Consider the following 19,721-nt stretch of genomic DNA (forward strand, 5'->3'; position numbering starts at 1 on the left):
ACGCCCGGTGGCTGGCCACCCGTTCCTGCCGCGACTGCTGGCTCGCCGAGCGCAAGGAGGACACCGCCGAACGTGAGGCGTGGATCGCCGCCCGCCGCGCCGAGGAGCAGGAGGCCGCCGCCGCGTGGGCCGCCCAGTTCGGCATGCCGCCGCTGGAGGGCCCCGAGCGGGCCATCGCCTGGGGCGAGCGCTGCCGGCACCAGCTCGTGACCGCCGCTTACCAGGCCCTGGTGGTCGAGGGCGCGGTCACCGAGGAGGCGTGGCTGGCCGTCGAGGAGCAGCTGCGCACGCTGGACAAGGCCGGCTGGTGGATCGACCAGCGCGAGTCCGAGCCGGCCGACCTCCCCGAGCTGGCCGCCGCCGCCACCAGCACGGACCGCGTCACCGAGAACCCGAACTGAGCGCCGGCCCCGCCGGCCCCGCCGGCCCGCCCTGCATCGCGGCGGCCTCCTCCCTCGTCGCTCAGGTCCTGCGCGCCGAACAGGCCGCCGACCGGCCGACGGCGACGCGCCGAGACACCGCAGCCCCCGCCCCACCGCGCCGGCCCGGTGACCTGCCTTCCCATCCCTGGAGCTGACCCTGTCCACACCGGAAGCACCCACCGGCCACCGGCCTGCGCCGGTCGCGATCCGCCGCGGCCCCTACGGCAGCATCGAGGTTCACGGACCAGCCGAAGCGCTCGCTTTTCTCGCCCCGCTGCGCTTCCGGGCGCCGGCATCCGCAGGCGGCCCGGCCCGGCGGTCCGTCCCTGACGGCCCCCTCGACCGGCAGGCGGCGGCAGCCGAGGCCAGGATGTGGCTCCAGGACGACGAGTGGAGCGTCGACCTCGAACCCGCGCTGGAGGGCTCCGCCCGCAGCACCAAGGCCCTGGCACTGCTGACAGACGTCTCCACCGCCTTCGCCGAACTCCGGGACCTGATCGGTGAGATGGAGGACGCGGGTGAACTGTCCGACCTCCTCGGCCAGCTCACCATCGGCTCTGGCAGCGCCATGAACGGCCTGGAGCAAACCCTTCGGGCCTGCGCCGACCAGGTCCGCGCCACCACCTCTCCGGGTCACCACGACCTGGTTGACCGGATTCGCGCCGATGCCGCCCGCACCAGCATGACCGCCGACAATCTCGCCAGGTGGGCTTCCGGCCTGGACGCCGTCCGCCGCTCCGCGCGTGCCGACGCCGCGACCACCGGGTCGCCGAGAAGGCAACCGGCAGTACCTGCCCCCTCCTCCACGGCTCCGCTCCCAAGCCCCGAACGCACGCCACGTTCCCCCTGACCCCACCACTCAGGAGACGCGCTGCCCACCCCCAACTCGGAACGCCTCTACCACTTCTACGTCGACGGGGCTGCCCACGGGCCCTATCCGGGCATGGTCGACCCCCGCGAGACCAGCGGCCTCATCGGGCCCTACTGCAGCCCAGCCTTCTCCCGGCCGGTCGCTGAGCAGATCGTCGCCGACCTGCACTCCGACAACTGCGGGCTGACCGGCCGCTGGGACGGCAGTCTCCTGGTCTTCGAGTGGACGCCCGACTACGACGGGGACGGCGGCACGGAGACCGTCACCCCGGACGAGCAAGGCCGGTACCGGATCGGTGGCCGCTGGCCCTGGGACTACGACGGCCCGCTCGATGCCGCCGAGCGCCACCAGGCCGCACTCGCCCGCTCCGCCGCACATCGGGGCAGCAGCCCGCCTCTCGTCGAGGCGCCCGTACTCGCCTCGGCCGGCCCGACGGTCGCACCGGCCCCGGGACGGTGACGTGCACCCCACGATCGCCCGGTACGCCTCCACCCGCGACGTGCTCGCCTCCGCCACGGCCGCCGCCGCCCGGCAGCAGCAGGACCTGCGTCTGATCGACGCCTGGCGCCCCGTCGCGGACCTGCCCTCACTTCTCCAGGCAGCGTTCGCCGCGGAGTTGACCGCGCACCTGCCACCGCCGGCCGGGCCCGCCGCCGCCCTGCGCACGAGGCTGGTGTGGCAGTGCACCCTGCGCACCGACCCCGACGCCGCAGGCCCTGCCGACCACCGCTTCCTGGAGACCGCCCGGCGCATCCTGGCCGCCACCGGAATCGCCACCGACGGAGACCCCGCCTCGTGCCGGTGGGCTCTGCTACGGCTCGGCGGCCACGAGGCCCGCCTCGTCGCGCCGCTCGCCCGGCCGGACGGCAGCATCGTGGACACCGGCCGCGACCGTTCCCTCGCCCTGGCCGTCTGCCAACTGGCCGAGAGCCGCGGCACCGGTGCCGCCCGCCCCCGCGCGGCGACGGGCGGCACCGCCGGCCACCGGGCCGGTCTCCTCTCCACCCCTTCTCCTGTCGTCTCCGCCGCGGCCCGAGCCGGTCGGCGCCCGTAGAAAGAGGACGACCGTTGTCCGACGCCCCCGCCGCCAGGCCCCTCGATGTCGCCGAGCAGGCCATCGCCCGTGCCGGCCGCGCCTTCGCCGAGATCGTCGAAATCGCCCCGTCGCTGACGGCCCACGAGGCCGCCGAGGTGCTGCTGGGCCTCACCCTCATGCCCGGTGCGGTTCAGCAACTCGCCGACGCCGTAACCGAGATCGGCCGCCAGGTCGCCCAGCAGTACGGCGACCGGCCGCCGCTGTGGGAGCCGCTTCTCATGGAGGCCACCGCCATCGCCGCCGCCGGGTTCCGCACGGCCGCCACCGCCGACTCCATCGCCGAGGCCGCAGCCGAGACCACCCGCAGCCGAGCCGCCACCACCCAGTCCCCGGCCCTGCGGGCCGCCGGCACCACGGCCGCGGTCCACCTCTCCCCGGCCGCCGCCGTGCCACCGCACCCCCGCATCGTCGAACCTCCCCACCGCTGACACCCCCGAGGACCCGCCCTTGACCACCTCACCCCCGGCCGCCGCCCAGGACGAGGTGCACGTCCGGCCGCGCCACCTCGCCGGCCCCGGCACCCTGCCGGTCCTGGCGCCGCTGCTCCACCTCCACGAGTGGCCGTACCGGTACGACGAATCACGGGCCCAGATCGTCGCCACCAGCCCGTGCCGGCGCATCGAGATCGCCATGGAGCACCAGGTCTTCCACCTCTACAGGGTCACCGTCCGCAAGAACCCTGCGGACCAGGCGCCCTACTGGCAGGCCACGTTCACCAAGGACACGCCGGGCGAGATCGTCGGCGCGTTCGTCCAGGCCATCGCCGCCGACCGGTACACCATGCCGGAGGAGATCGTCGCCGAGCCGACCGCCTCGCCGACGACCGCCTGGCGCCCGCTGCTGAAGGCCGGTTGGCAGCTCAAGGACGATCCGCACTTCGTCCACCTCACGTCGCCGGACGGCACCACCAGCTTCACCCACTCGCCCACCGCGACCGACGACAAGTGCGACCAGGGCGTGGGGGCCTGGATGGCGCACGCCTCCTTCGGCCCCGAATGGAGCGACCAATGGACGATCGTCCTCGGCCACTCAACTCCCGTGCGATACCTGGCGATCCTGGCCTCCGCCATCTCCGACCCCGCTCCCGTGGTCCGCCGCCGCAGCGCCCTGTCCGCCGCCGCGCTGCCGAAGCTGGCCACGAGGCCGGCCCGTCCTGCCGATCCCACCCGCCGCTTCACCGCCGTCGAATACGCGGGCGCCATGTTCAACGCCCGCCACCCCGGCCATGGCCACCCCCCGCGGCGCTGACCAGGAAGGACTCCCGCTGCCCGACCACACCGAGATCGTCTTCGCCCGCTTCCCTCTCCGGGAAGGCTCCACCACCACCGGCAGTGCCTGGGCCCAGGCCACCGACCTGGCCAGCCGGGCCCTCCTCACCCGCGCCGGCTTCTTCAACGACGGCCTCGACGCGATCTTCACCGCCGAGGACGCCAGCCACGGCGACGTCAACCAGCGCATCCGCCTCGCCGAACAGCTCCTCACCGACGCCGGGTACCCCACCCGGGTGGTGCCCCCGCTCCCGATCCGCCGGATCGAGAACCCCTTCGGCGAACGGGACTTGGCCTACCTGCAGTCCCGACTGGTACAGGCGACCGCCCAGGTCCACCGGGCCACCACGGCGGAGGACGTCACCACGGTGGCGCTCGCGGTGATGGACCCCGAGACCGGCCTGCTGGAGCGACTCACCGCGCTGCTGGACACCGCCTCCCAGCGCCTGGCAACCCTCACGGACCAAGACCTGCTGTCCGGGGCCGCCATGGCCACCGCTTTGCAGGACGCGAGCGCCCAGCTCACCACTGCGGGCTACTGCGTCGCCGAAGCCCAGCTGGCACGCCCGGACGAGACCGACGAGCAGTCGCCGGCCCCGGCCGCGCCCCGCGCCGCCGCGGCCCGCGCCCGCACGGCACCGCCGGCGCGTCCCGCCGCCCTGACCGGTGCCACCCCCACACCGCTCGCCTCCCGCGCACCTACGTCGGCCAAAGCGTCCGCCTCCCGCTGACCCCCGCAGTTCCCGCCGGCTGACCGCCCGCCGGCCACCGGGCCGATCACCCACGTCTCGGGCCTCCGTCCCGCCATGATCGCCGCCCGTTCCCGCCCGCTCTGGGCCCCTGCCGCCGCGCGCCCCTGCCCGGCAGGCCGAATCCCCCGTCAAGGAACCCGCTCCTGCCCGCCTCGCCCAAATCCCCTTCTGCCAGCCCCGGTTCCGACGCCCTCCTCTACGCGCTGATCGGCGCGGGCGTCGTGGTCGCGGTCTTCGGCACCTTCGCCTGGCTGGGCGGCAACGCCGCCACCGCCGCGACCGCCGACCACGCCTCGTGGGCTCCGTTCCAGCCGGTCGACGCCGCCCTGCATCCCGACCGGGCCTTCCCGCACCTCAGCCCGCTCCTACTGCTGATCAGCACCCGCGTCGCCCCGGCGCTGCTGTCGATCGCGCTCGGCGCAGCCGGGCTGCTGCTGTGGTCCAAGCACCGCCGCAAGCCGACCGGACTCGCCGGCCGGGGTGAGCTCGCGCCGCTGCTGCCCGCCGAGATCACCGCCAAGGCCAGGGACTTGCGCCCCAGTCTCTCCAAGGCCAAGCCCCGTGAGATCAGCCCGGACGACACCGGCATCCTGCTCGGCGACCTCGCCCCCAGCGGTCCCGAGGTGCGCTCCAACTGGGAGGACGTCTGCGTCGCGATCATGGCGCCGCGCTCCGGCAAGACGACCTCGATCGCGGTGCCGGCCATCCTGCGCGCCCCCGGCCCCGTGCTCCTCACCTCGAACAAGGCCGCGCGGGACGCCTACACGGCTTGTCTTAGAGGCCCGGTCCGAGGTCGGGCGGGTGTGGACGATGGATCCGCAGCAGATCGCCCACACCCCGCAGGCGATGTGGTGGGACATCCTGGCCGACGCCAAGGACCTGCCGGGCGCGCGGCGGCTTGCCGGGCACTTCGTCGCAGCGGCCGTCGACGAGTCGAGCCAGGGCGACTTCTGGAGCACTGCCGCGCAGAACACCCTGTGCGCCTTGTTCCTCGCTGCGGGCTGTGACCGCCGACCGATCACCGACGTCCTCAAGTGGCTGGCGGTGCCCAGTGACCGAACCCCGGTCGACATTCTCCGTGCGCACCAGCTAATCGCCATCGCGGACCAGCTCCAGGGCACGGTCTCCGGCGCGGTCGAAACCCGCGACGGCATTTATGAAACGGCCCGGCAGTACGCGGCTTGCCTTCTCGATCCGCAGATCTCCAAGTGGGTCACGCCGAATCCTGACCTGCCGGAGTTCAAGCCGGAGGAGTTCGTCACCCGTAAGGACTCCCTGTTCCTTCTGTCCAAGGACGGCGGTGGATCGGCAAGTGCCCTGATTGCTGCTGCTGCGGATTCCGTGATGCGCACTGCGGTGATCGAGGCCGAGCGCGCCGGAGGCCGTCTCGATCCGCCGCTCCTCGCGATTCTGGACGAGGCCGCAAACGTCTGCAAAATCGGGGACCTACCCGACCTCTATTCCCATCTCGGGTCGCGTGGCGTCATCCCGATCACCATTCTCCAGAGCTACCGCCAGGGCCAGAAAGTTTGGGGCGAGGCGGGCATGGACGCCATGTGGAGCGCGGCCACCATCAAACTGGTGGGCTCGGGTATCGATGATGCCGATTTCGCCGACAAGCTCTCGCGCCTGGTCGGGGACCATGATGTGGAGACGGTTTCGCATTCCACGTCCGAGTCCGGCCGCTCCACGTCCGTCAGCATGCGGCAGGAGCGAATTCTCCCGCCCGACCAGATTCGCGCCCTGAAAAAGGGAAGCGCGCTTCTCTTCGCGACCGGCCTGCGCCCCGCGCTGCTGACCCTGCGGCCCTGGTACAAGGAAGCTGGCGCTGCCGAGGTCGGCGCGGCCTCCTCCCGGCAGACCGCTCTGATCACCGAGCGGGCGATGGCCAAGGCCGGCGGTGGCGCGTGATCTACACCACTGAACCGGCTACTCGAATTCTCTCTCTGGGCGCGGGCGTGCAGTCCACGACCCTGCTCCTCCTGTCGGCGCTGGGCGAGCTTCCGAAACTGGATTACGCCGTTTTCTCGGACACCGGATGGGAACCGGCGAAGGTCTACGAGCATCTCAACGAGGTGGAGCGGAAGATCGCCCGGCCGGCCAACATACCGATCCTGCGGGTCTCGTCCGGAAATATCCGCCGGGACGCCCTCGACCCGGCCCACCGTTTCGCCTCGATGCCACTCTACATTCTCAACCAGGATGGCAGTCCGGGAATGACGCGGCGGCAATGCACCGGCGAATATAAAATCAAGCCGATAAAGCGGCAGGTGCGCCAGATCCTAGGGTACCCGCACCCGGCCAGGGTTCCGAACGGCGTGTATGCCGAACAGTGGATCGGCATCAGTACCGACGAATTCCACCGTGCCAAGGACTCCGATGTCCGGTACACGCGGCACACCTTCCCGCTGATCGACCTCGGCATGTCCCGAACGGACTGCCTCAAGCTGCTCGCCGAGCACGGCTGGGGAGCCACGCCGAAATCGAGCTGCCTGGGCTGTCCATTTCACGGAAATGCCCAATGGCGGGAAATCCGCGACACCTCGCCCGAGGAATGGGCGGACGTCGTGGAATTCGACGCCGCAATCCGCGCCGGCAACGCCCGCGCCAACGCCGACGGGCGTCCGCTACTCGGGCAGGCGTACCTGCACCGCTCGCGCCTCCCTCTCTCCCAGGCCCCGATCGACAAGCCCACCCGGGCCGAACTCCTTTCCCTGCAAACGCAGTTGGATCTGGATGAGGACGAGCTGGAGAACGGGCCCGACGGCGGCTGCTCCCCGTTCAGCTGCCGCGGTGAGGCGGTGGCGTGACCCCGGCCGCGCCGCCGCCGCACGCCTCGGGCCTCCCGGCAGGCCGCCAGGCGCACCCGATGCCAGGCCGCCTCCTCCCACGACACAGCCCCCGGCAGCGAATTCGTCCCGCAATCGCTGAACTGTCCACCCCTACCAGGAGGTTCCTCTGTCTCCCTGGAGCAAGTCTGTCGACCGCGCGAAGGCCCTGCGGCTGATCAGTCCGCTGCCGGACGGCACCGTTACCGGCCTCCGGCAGGTGGCCCGGCGCGGCGACATGGTCGTCACCGCCGAACTGACCCAGACCATCCGGCAGGACACCTGGAACGGGGTGCGGATCCGGATCGTCTCCCCGACCGCCGGGGCTGTCGACGCCAACTGGTTCGGCTTCGCCGAGCACCAGGTGTTCAACGAGAGGAACCGAGCGCCGTCCGCTCGGGACGGCGGCGCGGAGCTCACCCCCTACAACGCCGAGTTCATGCTGACCTACGACGGCATCGACGCCTACCGCCTCCGGGACGCCGTCGCCGACTACACCTCAGCCTTCGTGCTCCCGCCCGCACCGGAGTTCGCCGCCGCCGCCGCGCTGGGCGTCCTCCACGCGACGGCGGGACGGCTGGACCACCTCGGCTCCATCGACCCGCAGCACCTGGCCGGGCGCGCGCTCACCCACGCCGAGGTCCTGCGGGAGGTGGTCGGCGAGATCCACCTCGACCTTCTGCCGCTGACGGGCGAGCGGCAGGGCGCGGACAGCTCGACGGTCGAGCTGTCCGACGGGCTGGCCGCCCTGACCACGGTCCGCACCGCGCTGACCGATCTCGCCAGCGGCGCCGAGGAAGCCGGCCACACCGGCCAGGCGCAGCTGTTCCGCGAGCACGCGCGGTCGCTGGACGCAATCCACGCCGAGATATCGGCCGACCTGACTGCCGACCCGCCACAGAGCCGAGGGACCAGCCGCGCAGGGGCCGCCCGGGCCGGTAACGCCGCGGTGGCGGTATCGGCGCCCGCGGCCGGTGCGGCAGCCCCGGCCGCACCCCGGCAGCGCGTCCGGCCCTCCCGCTGACCATCCCATCCTGTCCTCTGCACAACGGAGTTGACATCAACCACGAACTTCCCTTCCTGCCGATCAACCGCGCTGACGGCACCTGGTACCTGGCGGCTGGCTCCGGCCGTCTCTGGATCCGCGACGAGGCCCTCGTCGAGGACCTGGACCGGCTGCGCGACCTGATGCTCCCCGCAGCCCTCCGCGAGGAGGTGGCGCCCCGGTGACGCCCGTCAGCCGGGACATGAGCCCACAGCTGGAGGCCGAGCAGTCGGTGCTCGGCGCGTGCCTGCTCGATCCGTCCCGGGTCGGGCTGCTCGCCGGATGGCTGGAGCCCCGCCACTTCTACCGTCCGGCACACGAGCGCTTCTTCGCGATCCTGCTGGCCCAGCACGCCGCCGGCCACCCGGCCCTCGCCCCGGACGCCGGGGACGAGCAGCGGAGGGACTGGGCGCTGACGGCCATCTCCACCGCCGCCCGCGAGATCCCCGGCGTCACCGCCAGCTACGGCCACACCCTGGTCTCGACCTGCCCCCGGTCCGAGCACGCCACCAGCTACGGCCGGATGGTGCTGGAGACCGCAGTCCGGCGGGCGCTCGACGAACACGCCCACCGGCTGCTCGCCGCAGTCCAGACCGGGTCGGTCGAGGCGACCGTCGAGCTGACCGGCGCGCTGCACTCCGTCATCCAGCGCCTCGCCGACGCCTGGGGAACGATCGACCAGCGCTCGCGCCGCCCGCTGCCCACCCCGCCGCCGCCGGAGAACGCCTCCACCGCGGTCGAAGCCGCCCGAGAGCACGAGCAGGCACTGCTCTCGAGCCTGATCAGCGCTCCGGGACGGATCTCCGAGGTCACCGCCGTGCTGGTCGGCGAGGACTTCGTCGACCCCGGCCACCGCGCCGTCTACCTGGCCATGGCAGCGCTCGCGCACCGACGCGAGCCCCTGGACGAGCTGACGGTGCTGTGGGAGGTCCAGCGGCGCGGGGCACTGGCCGCCGGCGTGATCTCCGTGGCCCAGGTCCGGGAGATCTGCTCCGCCGGGATGCCGGGCGATCCCGCCTACTGGGCGGAGCACGTCCTGCGCGCCGCGCTGCTGCGCGCAGCCGCCACCTCGGCCGGCGTCGTCCGGGTGATGGCGCTGGACGCCTCCATCGCCGCCGGTCCACTTCTCGGCTCGGCCGTCCAGGCGCTGGCCCCCGCGGACCGGGTGCAGGACCGGCTGCACGCCGCGACCGCCACCCCCGCGGAGCGAGCCGGTCCGGTCGTCCTCAGCGCCGCCCGGCGCAAGGGCGCCCTGAGTCGCAGCCCCGCCCCACCGGCCGCCACCACCGACCATGCGGGCGGACCCGTCGCCCGCCACCGCCGCTGACCTCCGGAGTACTCCACTGCCTCCCACTACCGCCCGCCCCCGCGCCCAGTCCGTGCACCGGCTGCACTCGGCGGCCGACGCCATCGACTACCTCACGAACCAACTCCCGCGCGCGTACCGCGAGGAGGGGCTGCCGGGCCTGGAGGAACTGGCCGGGCACACCCGGGCGATCCGCGACTGCCAGGACGACCTGCTGCACGTCACCGCCGCCCTGCACCACCCCCACGCCCAGAGCGCCGACCGCGCCGTCGTCCGCTCCCTCACCTCGGCGACCGCGCAGCTGGGCCAGGCGCTGGGCGCACTGGGCCGGGCCACCGCGATGGCCGGCCGCCTGTACGAGGTCGACGGCATCGGCGGCCCTCGCGCCGAGGAGGTCCGCGAGCGCGGCTCCCAGCAGCTCAACCTCGCGCTCTCCCGCACCCGCCTCTCCCTGACCAGTGCCTGCGAGGACCTGCGCCGCGATGCCCGCTCGCTCACCGGCCCCGCCGCCGCTCTCGCACACCGGCCGGCCCCTCGGGCTTCCGCCGCCACCGCCCGTTCCGCCGCCGGGGCGGGAGCAGCCACGGTCACCTCACTGCCGGCCCGCACCGGAGCAAGCACCGCCGCCGCCGGGTGGCGCCGTTGAGGCCCCCTGCCGCCCCCGCGACCTTCGGCGGAGCCGTGTCGGCCGGCTCACGCCCCGACTACCGAAACGACCTGACGGTGGTCGCCGGGATGCTGCGCACCCTCGGGCACAACGCCGCCGCCACCCCCAGCGGGCCGGTCCCCGGTATCCCCAGCCGTGACGCCCTGATGGAGCACTGCCGCCAGGCACAAGCGTTCATCCGGCACTGCGGCGACAACGCCGAGCACTACGGCCGCCAGCTGGTCGCGGACAACCCCTCCGCGGCGACACTGGCCGACGCCTACGGCACCGCGATGAGCCGCGCGGCCACCGTCCACCGGCACCTGGGCGCCGCCCTCGACCTGTCGATCAAGTGCGCCACCGCCGCCCCGGCAGAGCCGGGCAGCCCTGCCGAGAAGCTGCGTCTGCGCCGAGCCGAGCACACGGTCACCGCGCTGGACAGCGCGGACCGGTGTGCGGCCGAGGGAGCCGAGGAAGTGCTCGCGTTCACCGCCCGCCTCGCGCCGGCCGCGCCGGCGGCCCCCGCCGAGGCCGCGCTCGTGCTCGGCTCACCCGCCACCGTCCCTGTCAGGAAGCGCCGTTGACCGCCGACCCTCCTCTGCCGCCCGCCGCGGCCGGACTCAGCCAGCGCGATCTCGACACGCTGGGTTCATTCGCCGAGCAACTGGCGGCCTTCAGCAAAGCCATCCCCGTGCCGGCGCCGCACGAGCCGCTGCCCGAGGTCCGGGAGCTGGTCTGGCCGATGATCCGCTTGCACGAGCTGATCACGATCCCGCTGGACGAGACCTTCTTTCTCGCGACCAACACCGCCGGCTCCCCGGGACTCGGCGTCTTCACCGCGACGACGACGGCGCTCACCCTCACCCAGGCCGCGCTGGCCCGAGCGGCGAGCCTGCTCGCCGGGGCAGAGCCGACACCGGAGGCGCAGAGCAGCGCCCGCCGCTCCCTCGCCACCGCCCGCGACACCGTCCGCTCGATGGCGGAGGCGCTGGGCGAGAGCGTGGCCGCCGCCCCCGAGCCCAGCACGGTCACCACCCTCGCCTCCCGCCGCCAGCTGGCCGTTCCCTCCGAAGGCCACCCGTCGGCGGCGGGCGACTCCGAGCGCCGCGTGGACGCAGCCCTCCGCCGCTCACCAGCGCTCGTGCTCATCTCCCCGCCCGCCGAGCCGCCGGCCCCGCCGACCGGTCCCGCGCCGTCGGCGACGGTCGTGCCGCTTCGGCGAACCTGACGCTCCGCGTCGGACCCGACGACGTTCCGAGTCTGCCCTCCCGGGCAGATCCCGATCCGATGGAGTCCCACCACGCCCTCCCACCACCCCACCTCCGAGGTCAAGGACCACCAGCGGCACCTGCGAGACGTCGCGCACCAGGCCGAGGCCCTGGCAGCGAAACTGCCCACCGCCCGCACGGCCTCCGTCCTCGGCGTACCCGACGCCCGCGACGTCGCCGGTCACCTGCGCGCGCTGCAGGAGCTGCAGACCAGCACGCTCGCCGCGGCCGACTTCTCCGAGTGGTTCCCCACGCACCCGACCACCATGACGGCCGCCCGGCTCACCGCTCTGTCGCTGGCCCGCGCCCACGCCGGGGTCACCGAGGCCACCCGGCACCTGTCCTACCTGCTCCAGCACGCCGTGAGCGCCGACGTCTGGGCGCTGCCCGACGCCCAGCCGGTCAACCCCGCCGCCGTCTACGGCGCCGCCTCCACCGAACTACGGCGAGCCGCAGGGCAGCTGAGGATCGATGCCGACCGTCTCGCCTCAGCCGGCGTCTCCGCCATGCCGGCCAAGCCCCGCCGGTCCGCCGCTCTCAGCGTCACCCAGCGGATCCGCCGGGCCCTGCCCGGCCGCCGGACCGACCCCCTCCCGATCGCCGCAGTGCCCCGCAGCAGCGCCCCCGCTCCCCGCCGCTAACCCCCCAAGGACCCGCACTGACCACCGTCTCTCCCGCGACCCAAGCCCAGTGGCTGCTCAACACCGCGGGCAACCTGCACTACTTCAGCGAAGAGCTGTTCAGCATCTACTGCCACCGCGATCCGCTGCCCGACCGCCTCGGCGCCGTCCTGGACTCCATGTCCGAGGTGCAGAAGATCCTCCTGTCCAACGTCGTGGACGAATACGACACCACCTCCGCCGAGTCCACCAGGCCCGAGGACATCGCCTGGCGGCGCGGCTCCCTCGCCTACGCCTACGCCGGCCTGCTGACCGCCAAGGCGATCCTGCGCGCCCAGCCCGCCGTCGTCGCGGTCGCGCTCAAGCGGATCAGCCCCGCGTCCGCCCCGTGGCCGCACCGCACCGCCTACTTCAAATCCCTGGCGGCCTCCCGGGAAGTCCTCGAAGAGGCGGTCTGGAAGATCAAGGAGGTCGCGGCGGACCTGACCGGCCCGGCGCCGGACTTCCTTGCCCTCAACGGTGAGCAGGCGATCGTCCTCACCCGTTCCGCCGCCCTGTCCCAGCGGCCGGCCAAGCCGGTCACGTCGCGGACGGCCGCCGGCCCCGGCGCCACCGTGCAGGTGTCGCCGCCCGCCGTTCGCGCCGCGACCGCCCGCGGCGGAGCCCGCCGATGAAGGCGCCGGGCGGCGCGTGGCCGCGCATCGGCAGCATGTGCTCGGGCTATGGCGGCCTGGACCTGGGCGTCCAGGCCGTCCTCGGCGGAAGCGTGGCCTGGCATGCCGAGATGAACCCCAACGCCGCCTCTATCCTCGCCCACCACTGGCCTAGAGACGCCAAATCACGGCGATATCACCGCAGTTGACTGGAGCAGCGTCGAGCCGATCGACGTCCTCGCGGCCGGCTTCCCCTGCCAGGACCTGAGTGTCGCCGGCCGCAGGGCCGGCCTGATGGAGGGCACCCGCTCCGGACTGTGGCTGACCATCGCCCGCGCGATCGACGTCCTCAAGCCGAAGTTGGTGATCATTGAAAACGTCCGCGGAATCCTCAGCGCCGCCGCTTCCTCGCCAGCCGATGGCGACCTGGAATGCCCTTGGTGCGATCTGGGAGACGGCGGAGGTGAGCCTGCTCTGCGGGCACTCGGCGCGGTTCTCGGAGACCTGGCCGACCTCCGGATGGATGCGCACTGGACGGTGCTACCCGCAGCCGCCGTCGGCGCCCCCCACCGCCGCGAGCGGCTGTTCCTCGTCGCCTGGCCTGCCTGGCCTGCCGACACCGAAGGCGCGCGATGCGAAGGGACCGGACGCGAAGCGGGAGGACCTGGGGCATGCTGTCACCCTGCTGAAAACGCCGACGAGCAACCTGGGCTCGATCGGCGGCTCGCAGCACCCGGACAAGCGGCGCCAGGGCGGACACGGCCCGAACCTCTCGGACGAGGTGGAGCACCTGCTGTTCCCGACCCCGAAAGCCTCCGACGGGACGCACGGAGGCCCGAACTCCCGTGGCAGCAAGGGCGATCTGACCTTGCCGTCGGCGGCAGCCCAGCTGCTGCCGACGCCGAGGGCCTCGGACACCGGGACGCCCGGGCGCCGGGCGGGGACGGGGTTCCGACCGCCGCTGTCGGCGGTGGTGCTGCCGATCTGGGAGCAGGACGACTCGGACTGAACCGGTGGGGCCCGTACGGGCCGGCCATCGCCCGCTGGGAGCGGGCCACCCGGCCCGCGCCGGAGCCGACCGACGAGCGGGGCCGGCTCGCCCCCCGCTTCGTCGAATGGATCATGGGCGTCGGAGAGGGCCACGTCACAGCCGTCCCGGGCCTGTCCCGCTCCGCCCAGCTGACCGCCCTGGGCAACGGTGTCGTCCCCCAACAGGCAAGCCGGGCAATGGAGTTGCTGGGAGCGGCCGACCTGCTTACCGCTGCCCGCTGCTGCGGCCGGCGGTGAGGGGGAGTGCTTATACACCAAGTTCGGCCCGATACGTCGGGCTGTCGAGCGCACATCCTCGTGTCATCACCCGCCGACGAGAGGCACCCGCCCCTTTGACCACCCCCGAGCCCGACCCGACGTCCGCGCCGGACGGCTACACCAACGCCCAGATCGACGTGCTGACCGCGAAGCTGTCCGCTCTCGCGGCGGGATTCGACCTGCAGGCCGAGCAGCTGGCCAGCATGACCACCGCTCTCCCCCCGGAGGACGGCGACGATCTGGACGCCCCCGGCGGCGCAGAGCCGCTGTTCATCCTCGCCTTCGACGACCCGCAGTACGACCAGGAACTGGAGCTGATGACCCCATGGGTAGACGAGATCTGGACCAAGATCTACGGGCCCGAGACCACCGCCGGCCGGCCGTGGTGCCCGCGCTGGAAGGAGCACCCGGAGGCGGTCGCGCGACTGCACGCGCTCTGGCTGGCCTGGCAGGCCGCCCTCGACCCCGAGTCGGGTGCCGCCGGCCCCAGCTCGTGGCAGCGAGACCACCTCGAGCCCGCGCTCATGAAGCTCCGCAGCGCGGACGGGCCGTTCGGCGCCTGCACCAGCAGCGGTGGCCACATCAGCCACCGCGTGCTGCCGCACCCCGCGCTCACCGACACCACCGCTGCCGACCACCCCCTCACCTGACCGAAAGAGCCGACCCTTGCCCGACTTCAACCTGCCCGGATGGCGTCCTGCCGACGCCGCCTCCGCCGAGGCCCAGGTGCAGTTCCTCGCCGCGGAGGATGCGTACGAGCTGCTGACCGAGGTGCACCACGACCACGACGGCAACTCGGACGACTTCCTCCTCTTCGAGGACGTCGCCGGCTACTCCGCGGTCGCCGCGCACCTGCACTACGGCGAGGACGGCGAGACCTTCACCCTCGCCACCGAGACCCTGCCCACCTTCGCCGTGGCCGCGGCCTGGCTCGTCCAGCGCGGTGCCGAGAGCGATCCCTTCCTCGACCGGTCCGGCCACCCCGGCGCCCCGGCCGACGCCCGCAGTGCCTCCGCCGCCGCCCGTCTGCTGGAGTCCGGCTCCCGCTACCGGCTCGTCGACCACGGTGCCGAGCCCGGCGAGACCTGGGCGATGCTGCGCGACGGCAGCGCCGCCGGAGCTGAGCGGCCCTTCCTGCTGCACGTGGAGACCGTCGACCCGGACCGCGGGTACAAGTTGCGTGAGGGCTCCTTCAGGTCGCCGCAGGAGGCCCAGCAGTGGCTGGAGAGCCGGCGTACCCCGCTGCCCCCGGTCGCCGACGGGGACGTGTCCGTCGTGGTCAGCCCGCAGGCCAACGCCGCGCGTACCCGTACCACGACCGGGCAGCGCCGAACGACTGCTGTGGAACCCGCTCCGGCCCTCGCCGCCACGGCGGCGACCACAGCTCGCAGGTCCACCCGGTGACCACGCCCACCCGGCCCCTGGCGGGTTTCAGCTCCCACCCCGAGGCCCTGGACGACCTGCTGTCCGTGCCGCAGCACGTGCGGATGCTCGCGCTGAGCTACCTCGGCCGTCTGGTGCGTGCCGAGGTCCGGGGCCCCCTCCTCGAAGAGCAGGGCGAGCGCGACCTGCGCGGTGCGAGGAAGCTCTACCTGGACGACGCGCTGGACTACCGGCTCGTCTATGTCGAGCGCCGAGCGCCTCACAACCCGCGCCATCTGCAGGGCATCCACTTGGTCGCCGTCGGTGAACGCAGGGGGGTCGCGGTCTACGAGACCGCGGCCCGCCGCCTGCGGCAGGCCGCCGGCCAGGAGGTTCGGCGCGGGATGCCGGCCCGTTTCCAGGCCGCCCTCGCCTCCTCCACCCGCACCTCCCCGGCCCAGTCCGCCGCCTCGGCCCTCGCACCGGCAGGTGTGTCTCCAGCCGTTGCCCTCTCCCCGGCCGCCCGCCAGCGCTGACATCGCCCAACTGCCCAACCAAACGCCTGAATCGGAGATCACCAGTGTCGACCGCCACCGCCACCACGCCCGCCTCGTCGAAGCCCACCACCAGCTCCGTCCAGCGGGCCGCCGAGGTGCTCTCCATCCGGTGGGCCACCCGGATCGTCCACGCGCTGCGGCAGGGCGCGGCGAGCAGCGGCGACCTCCTGGCGGCCGACCAGATGGTCCCGGTGAGCAGCGTGTACTCGGTGGTCCGCGCGCTCGCCGGAACCGGCGTCGTCACGCGGATCCCGACCGGCGCGTCCCGGTTCGACGTCGCGCTGTCTGCGAAGGGGCAGGCGCTGGCGCCCGTGCACGCCTCCGCCCTCTCGTGGGCTCAGCGCTACCCCCGCCCGGGTATCGGAGATGAGCCCGAGATGATCGAGGAGGTTCTGGGTCTGCTGGCCAGCTCCCACGCCGTCCCGCTGCTGAGCGAGTTGGCGGGCAGCGAGCCGACGGTCTACCCGCAGCTGGTCACCTCACTGAACGCCCGGGACAAGGCGGCGGCCTACCAGCGGCTGCTCGCGCTGGAGCAGCGCGGTCTCGTGGCCCGCAGCGGCACCCGCCGCGCCTACCGGTGGAGCGCCACCGAGGCGGGGCTGGCGATCGGCCGGGTGTACGGCGACCTGGCTGCCTGGACCTCCGGCGCCCACAGCCCGTCCGCTCCGGCCAAGCCCGGCACCGCGCTGGCCGCCGCCGGCACCAACGCCGTCGTCGTGCAGAGCCCGGCACAGGGCGACCTGTTCTCCGAGCTGCAGAGCGCCGAGCGGCAGGTGAGCGCCCGAGCAGCGGCGGCTGACCTGCGCAGCATCACTCTTCACATCTCCTTCTCGCACGCCCCGGCTCCGCAGCCGCCCGCTCCGCTGCTCGTCGCCGCCTCGGCGCACCGGCGCTGACGAATCCCGCCCGCCCGGCCCGCGACCCCACCCCGAGGTTCATGATCACGCCTTCCCCGTCCTCTGTCCCTTCGAGCAGCACTGGACGATCCATCCTTCGGACTCCGCACGTCACGCCGCTGCTGGCGGGAACCCTGGTGGGCCGCCTGCCCGCAGCGATGGCCCCGATAGCCGTCCTCCTGGCCGCCCGGGCCGATCACGCCTCCACCGCGTTCGGGGCCCTCCTGGCAGCGCTGTACGCACTGGCCGGGGCGATCGGGCAGCCGCTGCTCGGCCGGGTGGTCGACCGCTCCACCCTGGCCGCCGTCGCGGTACCCGCCGCAACGGTTTCGGGCGCAGCGTTCATCGCGCTGGCCTTCGTGGACTGCGCCGCGCAGCCGCTGGCCGCCGCAGTGCTGTCGGTCGTCGCGGGGGCGGCCACCCCGCCGCTGGAGGCGGGCTTGAGGGCGATGTGGACCCGGCTGGTCGAACCGCGCTACCACCACAAGATCTTCGCCCTCGACTCCGCGTCCCAGGAAGTGGTGTTCGTCGCGGGACCGCTGCTGGCCACCGCCGTGTGCCTGCTCGCCTCGCCCGACTTGGCGCTGGTCGCCTGCGCGGTGGCCGGCAGCGCGGGCACCCTGACCGTCGCCGCCCGCCTTCCGGCCAGCTTCCGGTCTGCGGCACGCGCGGTCCACTGGCTCGGGCCACTGCGCTCGACCGGTCTGCTGGTCCTGCTCGCGGCCTCGGTGTTCTTCGGGGTGACGCTCGGCGCCTTCACCGTCCTGGCCCTGTCCTACGCCGACTGGCAGCACGAAGGGTGGCTCGCCGGCGTGCTTCCGGCCGCGCTGTCGCTCGGCAGCCTCGCCGGCGGCGCTGCGTGGGCCAAGCTCAAGCGCCCTTGGCCGCCCAGCCGGGCCCTGCCCGCGGTCGGCGGAGCGTACGCTGCCGGCTTCGCCGTCCTGCTGCTGCCCGCTCCGCCCTGGCTGATGATCACGGCGAGCGTCCTGCCGGGTCTGTTCCTCGCACCCTGGCTCGCCTCCGTGTTCGCCGCCTGCGACGCCCTGGCGCCGAGCGGCACCGCCACCGAGGCCGCCGCCTGGCTGATCGCCGTGATCGGCCTCGGCCAGGCCGCGGGCACCGCCGCCGCCGGCCAGCTCACCGAGTTCGGCCACGCCGCCACCGCCGTCGTCCCCTTGGTCGGCGCGGCCGTGGCCGCTGCCGTCCTCGGCGTGGGCCGCCGTCGGCTCGCCCTTCCCTGATCTCTCCCCCTTTCTTCCTGGAGCTGGACTTCTTGCACAACCGCACCAACCCGGCCGCGCCTGCACCGATCACCATCGTCTGGGACTGGAACGGGACGCTTCGCAACGACCTCGGCGACCACGTCGCGGCCCTCAACGCCACACTGCCCTCGCTCGGCGGCGAGCCGATCAGCGTCGAGACCTACCAGGCGCTCCACCGGATGCCCATCCGCTCGTTCTACGCCGACCTGCTCGGCCGCCAGCTCGGCGACGAGGAGTGGCACTCCGCCGACGAGGCGTTCCTCGCCGAGCTCGCCCAGCGGCCGGTGAAGCTCCAGCAGGGGGCCCGGCAGCTGATGATGGGCCTGCGGGCCAGGGGCGTGCGGCAGAGTCTGCTGTCGCTCGCCCCGCACGAGCGGCTCGTCCGCGAGGTGGAGTCGGTCGGCGTCACCGGGCTGCTGGAGCGAGTCGACGGCCGGCCGGGGTCCGCGGTTCCGAGCAAGGCGCCCGCCATGATCGCGCACCTCCAGGCGCTCGGACCGAAAGTGGACCCGGCCCGCACCCTGGTGATCGGGGACAGCGTGGACGACGCCGTCGCCGCACACGCTGTCGGGGCCGTCCCGGTGCTGCACACCGCAGGACTGCACGGCGCCAAGCGCCTGGCCACGGCCGGCGTGCCGCTGGTGGACACCATCCAGGACGCCGTCGCCACCGGCATCGCCATCATCACCTCGCGCCGGCTGGCCGCAGCGTGAGCGCGAACAGCGGAACCCCGATCGCCACGTGGAGGCCCCGCCTGCCCGGCAACACCGACCTGGGCAGCCGGACGGTGTGGTCCGAGCTACAGATCGAGCGGGTCCGCGACCTGCCCGGGCACCGCACAGCGACCCTCCACGGCGCGGTCGCCGACCAGATCGCCGACACCGCCGTCAAGCTCGACGACGTGCAGACCCGGCTGGTCGCCCTCGCTGCGACCCTGCAGGACGACCTCCAGCGCATCGCGGCCGGCCACGACACCACCATGCCCGTCACCAACGGCATCCTGCGCAACAGCGCTCTCGACATCGACCTCCTGGTCACCCGCCGCACCGAACTGCACCGCTCGCTCACCGCGCTGATCGGCATCTACAAGGAACTGCCCGCCTTCGTGCCACCCCCGGCCCCGATGCCGCCGGCGAAGAGGGCGCCAGCGGCCGACCGGCTGCTGGCGCGGCAGAAGGAGGCGTTGCGGCTGATCGGCTCGTCCACCGTCACCATCTACGAGAGCGTGCGCCACGGGTCGCTCCGGGTCGTGGCCGGCGGGGCCGACGTCAAGGTCGCCACCGTTGACGCCCTGGTCGGCAAGGGCCTGGTTGACCACTACGAGCGCCAAGACCTGGTCCGGGGCCACGATCTGACCCTCACCCCCGAGGGGCAGACCCGGTACGAGGCAATGCAACGGCCTACCGCCCGCTCGGCCGCTGCCCGCACCCGGCCGGCCGCCCTGCCCACCGCCCCGGAGACAGCCCCCGCCGTCAGCGTCGCCGTGTCCTCGCCGACCGCCCGGTCCCGAAGCTGACCGGCCCCTCGACTCCAAGCCCGCCCGTCGGGCCCGCCTCAGACC

23 protein-coding genes and 2 pseudogenes are annotated in these 19,721 nt (G+C 73.4%); all 25 read left to right on the top strand.

Features of this window, described 5'->3' with window-relative positions; all coding sequences use genetic code 11:
• Window positions 1–143 precede the first annotated feature (143 nt).
• The 25 genes and pseudogenes from AB0F71_RS01955 to AB0F71_RS02075 all read left to right on the top strand — a co-directional run bounded on the left by AB0F71_RS01955 (window position 144) and on the right by AB0F71_RS02075 (window position 19,676).
• Window positions 144–401 (top strand): hypothetical protein, encoded by a 258-nt coding sequence (locus tag AB0F71_RS01955; protein ID WP_360226602.1) that lies wholly within the window; start codon window positions 144–146, stop codon window positions 399–401.
• Window positions 402–792: 391 nt separating this feature from the next.
• Entirely contained in the window at window positions 793–1,272 is a 480-nt protein-coding gene (locus tag AB0F71_RS01960) for a hypothetical protein (RefSeq protein ID WP_360226605.1), read from the top strand.
• Between the two features lie 93 nt (window positions 1,273–1,365).
• Window positions 1,366–1,752, top strand: coding sequence for a hypothetical protein (locus AB0F71_RS01965; RefSeq protein WP_360226608.1), 387 nt, complete (start codon window positions 1,366–1,368; stop codon window positions 1,750–1,752).
• Window position 1,753: 1 nt separating this feature from the next.
• Window positions 1,754–2,347: a hypothetical protein gene (locus tag AB0F71_RS01970; RefSeq protein ID WP_360226611.1), complete on the top strand. Its 594-nt coding sequence runs from the start codon at window positions 1,754–1,756 to the stop codon at window positions 2,345–2,347.
• Window positions 2,348–2,361: 14 nt separating this feature from the next.
• The gene (locus tag AB0F71_RS01975) at window positions 2,362–2,817 is read left to right on the top strand and encodes a hypothetical protein (RefSeq protein WP_360226614.1); all 456 of its coding nucleotides are present in this window, start codon (window positions 2,362–2,364) and stop codon (window positions 2,815–2,817) included.
• A gap of 19 nt (window positions 2,818–2,836) precedes the next feature.
• Window positions 2,837–3,637 carry a DUF317 domain-containing protein gene (locus tag AB0F71_RS01980; protein WP_360226617.1) on the top strand — a complete coding sequence of 267 codons (801 nt, stop codon included), beginning with the start codon at window positions 2,837–2,839 and terminating at the stop codon, window positions 3,635–3,637.
• Window positions 3,615–4,388: a hypothetical protein gene (locus AB0F71_RS01985; RefSeq protein WP_360226620.1), complete on the top strand. Its 774-nt coding sequence runs from the start codon at window positions 3,615–3,617 to the stop codon at window positions 4,386–4,388. Before AB0F71_RS01980 ends, AB0F71_RS01985 begins: the two co-directional genes overlap by 23 nt.
• A gap of 164 nt (window positions 4,389–4,552) precedes the next feature.
• Window positions 4,553–6,320 (top strand): annotated as a pseudogene (locus tag AB0F71_RS01990) (TraM recognition domain-containing protein).
• Between the two features lie 62 nt (window positions 6,321–6,382).
• Window positions 6,383–7,219 carry a hypothetical protein gene (locus AB0F71_RS01995; RefSeq protein ID WP_360227676.1) on the top strand — a complete coding sequence of 279 codons (837 nt, stop codon included), beginning with the start codon at window positions 6,383–6,385 and terminating at the stop codon, window positions 7,217–7,219.
• Between the two features lie 238 nt (window positions 7,220–7,457).
• Window positions 7,458–8,261, top strand: a complete 804-nt coding sequence (locus AB0F71_RS02000; protein WP_360226623.1) for a hypothetical protein — start codon at window positions 7,458–7,460, stop codon at window positions 8,259–8,261.
• Window positions 8,262–8,463: 202 nt separating this feature from the next.
• Entirely contained in the window at window positions 8,464–9,609 is a 1,146-nt protein-coding gene (locus tag AB0F71_RS02005) for a DnaB-like helicase N-terminal domain-containing protein (RefSeq protein ID WP_360226626.1), read from the top strand.
• Window positions 9,610–9,661: 52 nt separating this feature from the next.
• Window positions 9,662–10,234: a hypothetical protein gene (locus AB0F71_RS02010; protein WP_360226629.1), complete on the top strand. Its 573-nt coding sequence runs from the start codon at window positions 9,662–9,664 to the stop codon at window positions 10,232–10,234.
• The gene (locus tag AB0F71_RS02015; RefSeq protein ID WP_360226632.1) at window positions 10,231–10,818 is read left to right on the top strand and encodes a hypothetical protein; all 588 of its coding nucleotides are present in this window, start codon (window positions 10,231–10,233) and stop codon (window positions 10,816–10,818) included. Before AB0F71_RS02010 ends, AB0F71_RS02015 begins: the two co-directional genes overlap by 4 nt.
• Window positions 10,815–11,462, top strand: coding sequence for a hypothetical protein (locus tag AB0F71_RS02020; protein WP_360226635.1), 648 nt, complete (start codon window positions 10,815–10,817; stop codon window positions 11,460–11,462). Before AB0F71_RS02015 ends, AB0F71_RS02020 begins: the two co-directional genes overlap by 4 nt.
• A 306-nt stretch (window positions 11,463–11,768) precedes the next feature.
• Complete coding sequence (locus AB0F71_RS02025; RefSeq protein WP_360226638.1) at window positions 11,769–12,143, top strand: hypothetical protein; 375 nt, start codon at window positions 11,769–11,771, stop codon at window positions 12,141–12,143.
• Between the two features lie 158 nt (window positions 12,144–12,301).
• Window positions 12,302–12,796 carry a hypothetical protein gene (locus AB0F71_RS02030; RefSeq protein ID WP_360226641.1) on the top strand — a complete coding sequence of 165 codons (495 nt, stop codon included), beginning with the start codon at window positions 12,302–12,304 and terminating at the stop codon, window positions 12,794–12,796.
• 207 nt (window positions 12,797–13,003) lie between these two features.
• Window positions 13,004–13,312, top strand: a pseudogene (locus tag AB0F71_RS02035) (DNA cytosine methyltransferase); the annotation flags it as partial.
• Window positions 13,299–13,784 (top strand): hypothetical protein, encoded by a 486-nt coding sequence (locus tag AB0F71_RS02040; protein ID WP_360226644.1) that lies wholly within the window; start codon window positions 13,299–13,301, stop codon window positions 13,782–13,784. The pseudogene AB0F71_RS02035 and the gene AB0F71_RS02040, both read left to right, overlap by 14 nt.
• A 373-nt stretch (window positions 13,785–14,157) precedes the next feature.
• A complete protein-coding gene (locus AB0F71_RS02045) occupies window positions 14,158–14,733 on the top strand; it encodes a DUF4913 domain-containing protein (protein WP_360226647.1) in 576 nt (191 codons plus the stop codon).
• A gap of 16 nt (window positions 14,734–14,749) precedes the next feature.
• Complete coding sequence (locus AB0F71_RS02050) at window positions 14,750–15,487, top strand: hypothetical protein (RefSeq protein WP_360226650.1); 738 nt, start codon at window positions 14,750–14,752, stop codon at window positions 15,485–15,487.
• Window positions 15,484–15,981: a hypothetical protein gene (locus tag AB0F71_RS02055; RefSeq protein WP_360226653.1), complete on the top strand. Its 498-nt coding sequence runs from the start codon at window positions 15,484–15,486 to the stop codon at window positions 15,979–15,981. Before AB0F71_RS02050 ends, AB0F71_RS02055 begins: the two co-directional genes overlap by 4 nt.
• A 44-nt stretch (window positions 15,982–16,025) precedes the next feature.
• Complete coding sequence (locus AB0F71_RS02060) at window positions 16,026–16,898, top strand: hypothetical protein (RefSeq protein WP_360226656.1); 873 nt, start codon at window positions 16,026–16,028, stop codon at window positions 16,896–16,898.
• Between the two features lie 137 nt (window positions 16,899–17,035).
• Window positions 17,036–18,139 carry an MFS transporter gene (locus AB0F71_RS02065; RefSeq protein WP_360226659.1) on the top strand — a complete coding sequence of 368 codons (1,104 nt, stop codon included), beginning with the start codon at window positions 17,036–17,038 and terminating at the stop codon, window positions 18,137–18,139.
• A gap of 32 nt (window positions 18,140–18,171) precedes the next feature.
• Complete coding sequence (locus AB0F71_RS02070) at window positions 18,172–18,873, top strand: HAD family hydrolase (RefSeq protein WP_360226662.1); 702 nt, start codon at window positions 18,172–18,174, stop codon at window positions 18,871–18,873.
• Window positions 18,870–19,676 (top strand): hypothetical protein, encoded by an 807-nt coding sequence (locus AB0F71_RS02075; protein ID WP_360226665.1) that lies wholly within the window; start codon window positions 18,870–18,872, stop codon window positions 19,674–19,676. The genes AB0F71_RS02070 and AB0F71_RS02075 overlap by 4 nt, the downstream gene beginning before the upstream one ends.
• Window positions 19,677–19,721: the final 45 nt, after the last annotated feature.

This window comes from Kitasatospora sp. NPDC028055, from assembly GCF_040637885.1.
In the GTDB taxonomy this organism is placed as follows: Bacteria; Actinomycetota; Actinomycetes; order Streptomycetales; family Streptomycetaceae; genus Kitasatospora.

Bases quoted from the DNA above. Each gene is read 5' to 3' on its own strand.
- AB0F71_RS01955 (WP_360226602.1), top strand. From the start codon at position 144: ATGCCGCCGCTGGAGGGCCCCGAGCGGGCCATCGCCTGGGGCGAGCGC.
- AB0F71_RS01960 (WP_360226605.1), top strand. From the start codon at position 793: ATGTGGCTCCAGGACGACGAGTGGAGCGTCGACCTCGAACCCGCGCTG.
- AB0F71_RS01965 (WP_360226608.1), top strand. From the start codon at position 1,366: ATGGTCGACCCCCGCGAGACCAGCGGCCTCATCGGGCCCTACTGCAGC.
- AB0F71_RS01985 (WP_360226620.1), top strand. From the start codon at position 3,615: ATGGCCACCCCCCGCGGCGCTGACCAGGAAGGACTCCCGCTGCCCGAC.
- AB0F71_RS02025 (WP_360226638.1), top strand. From the start codon at position 11,769: ATGACGGCCGCCCGGCTCACCGCTCTGTCGCTGGCCCGCGCCCACGCC.
- AB0F71_RS02030 (WP_360226641.1), top strand. From the start codon at position 12,302: ATGTCCGAGGTGCAGAAGATCCTCCTGTCCAACGTCGTGGACGAATAC.
- AB0F71_RS02040 (WP_360226644.1), top strand. From the start codon at position 13,299: ATGCGCACTGGACGGTGCTACCCGCAGCCGCCGTCGGCGCCCCCCACC.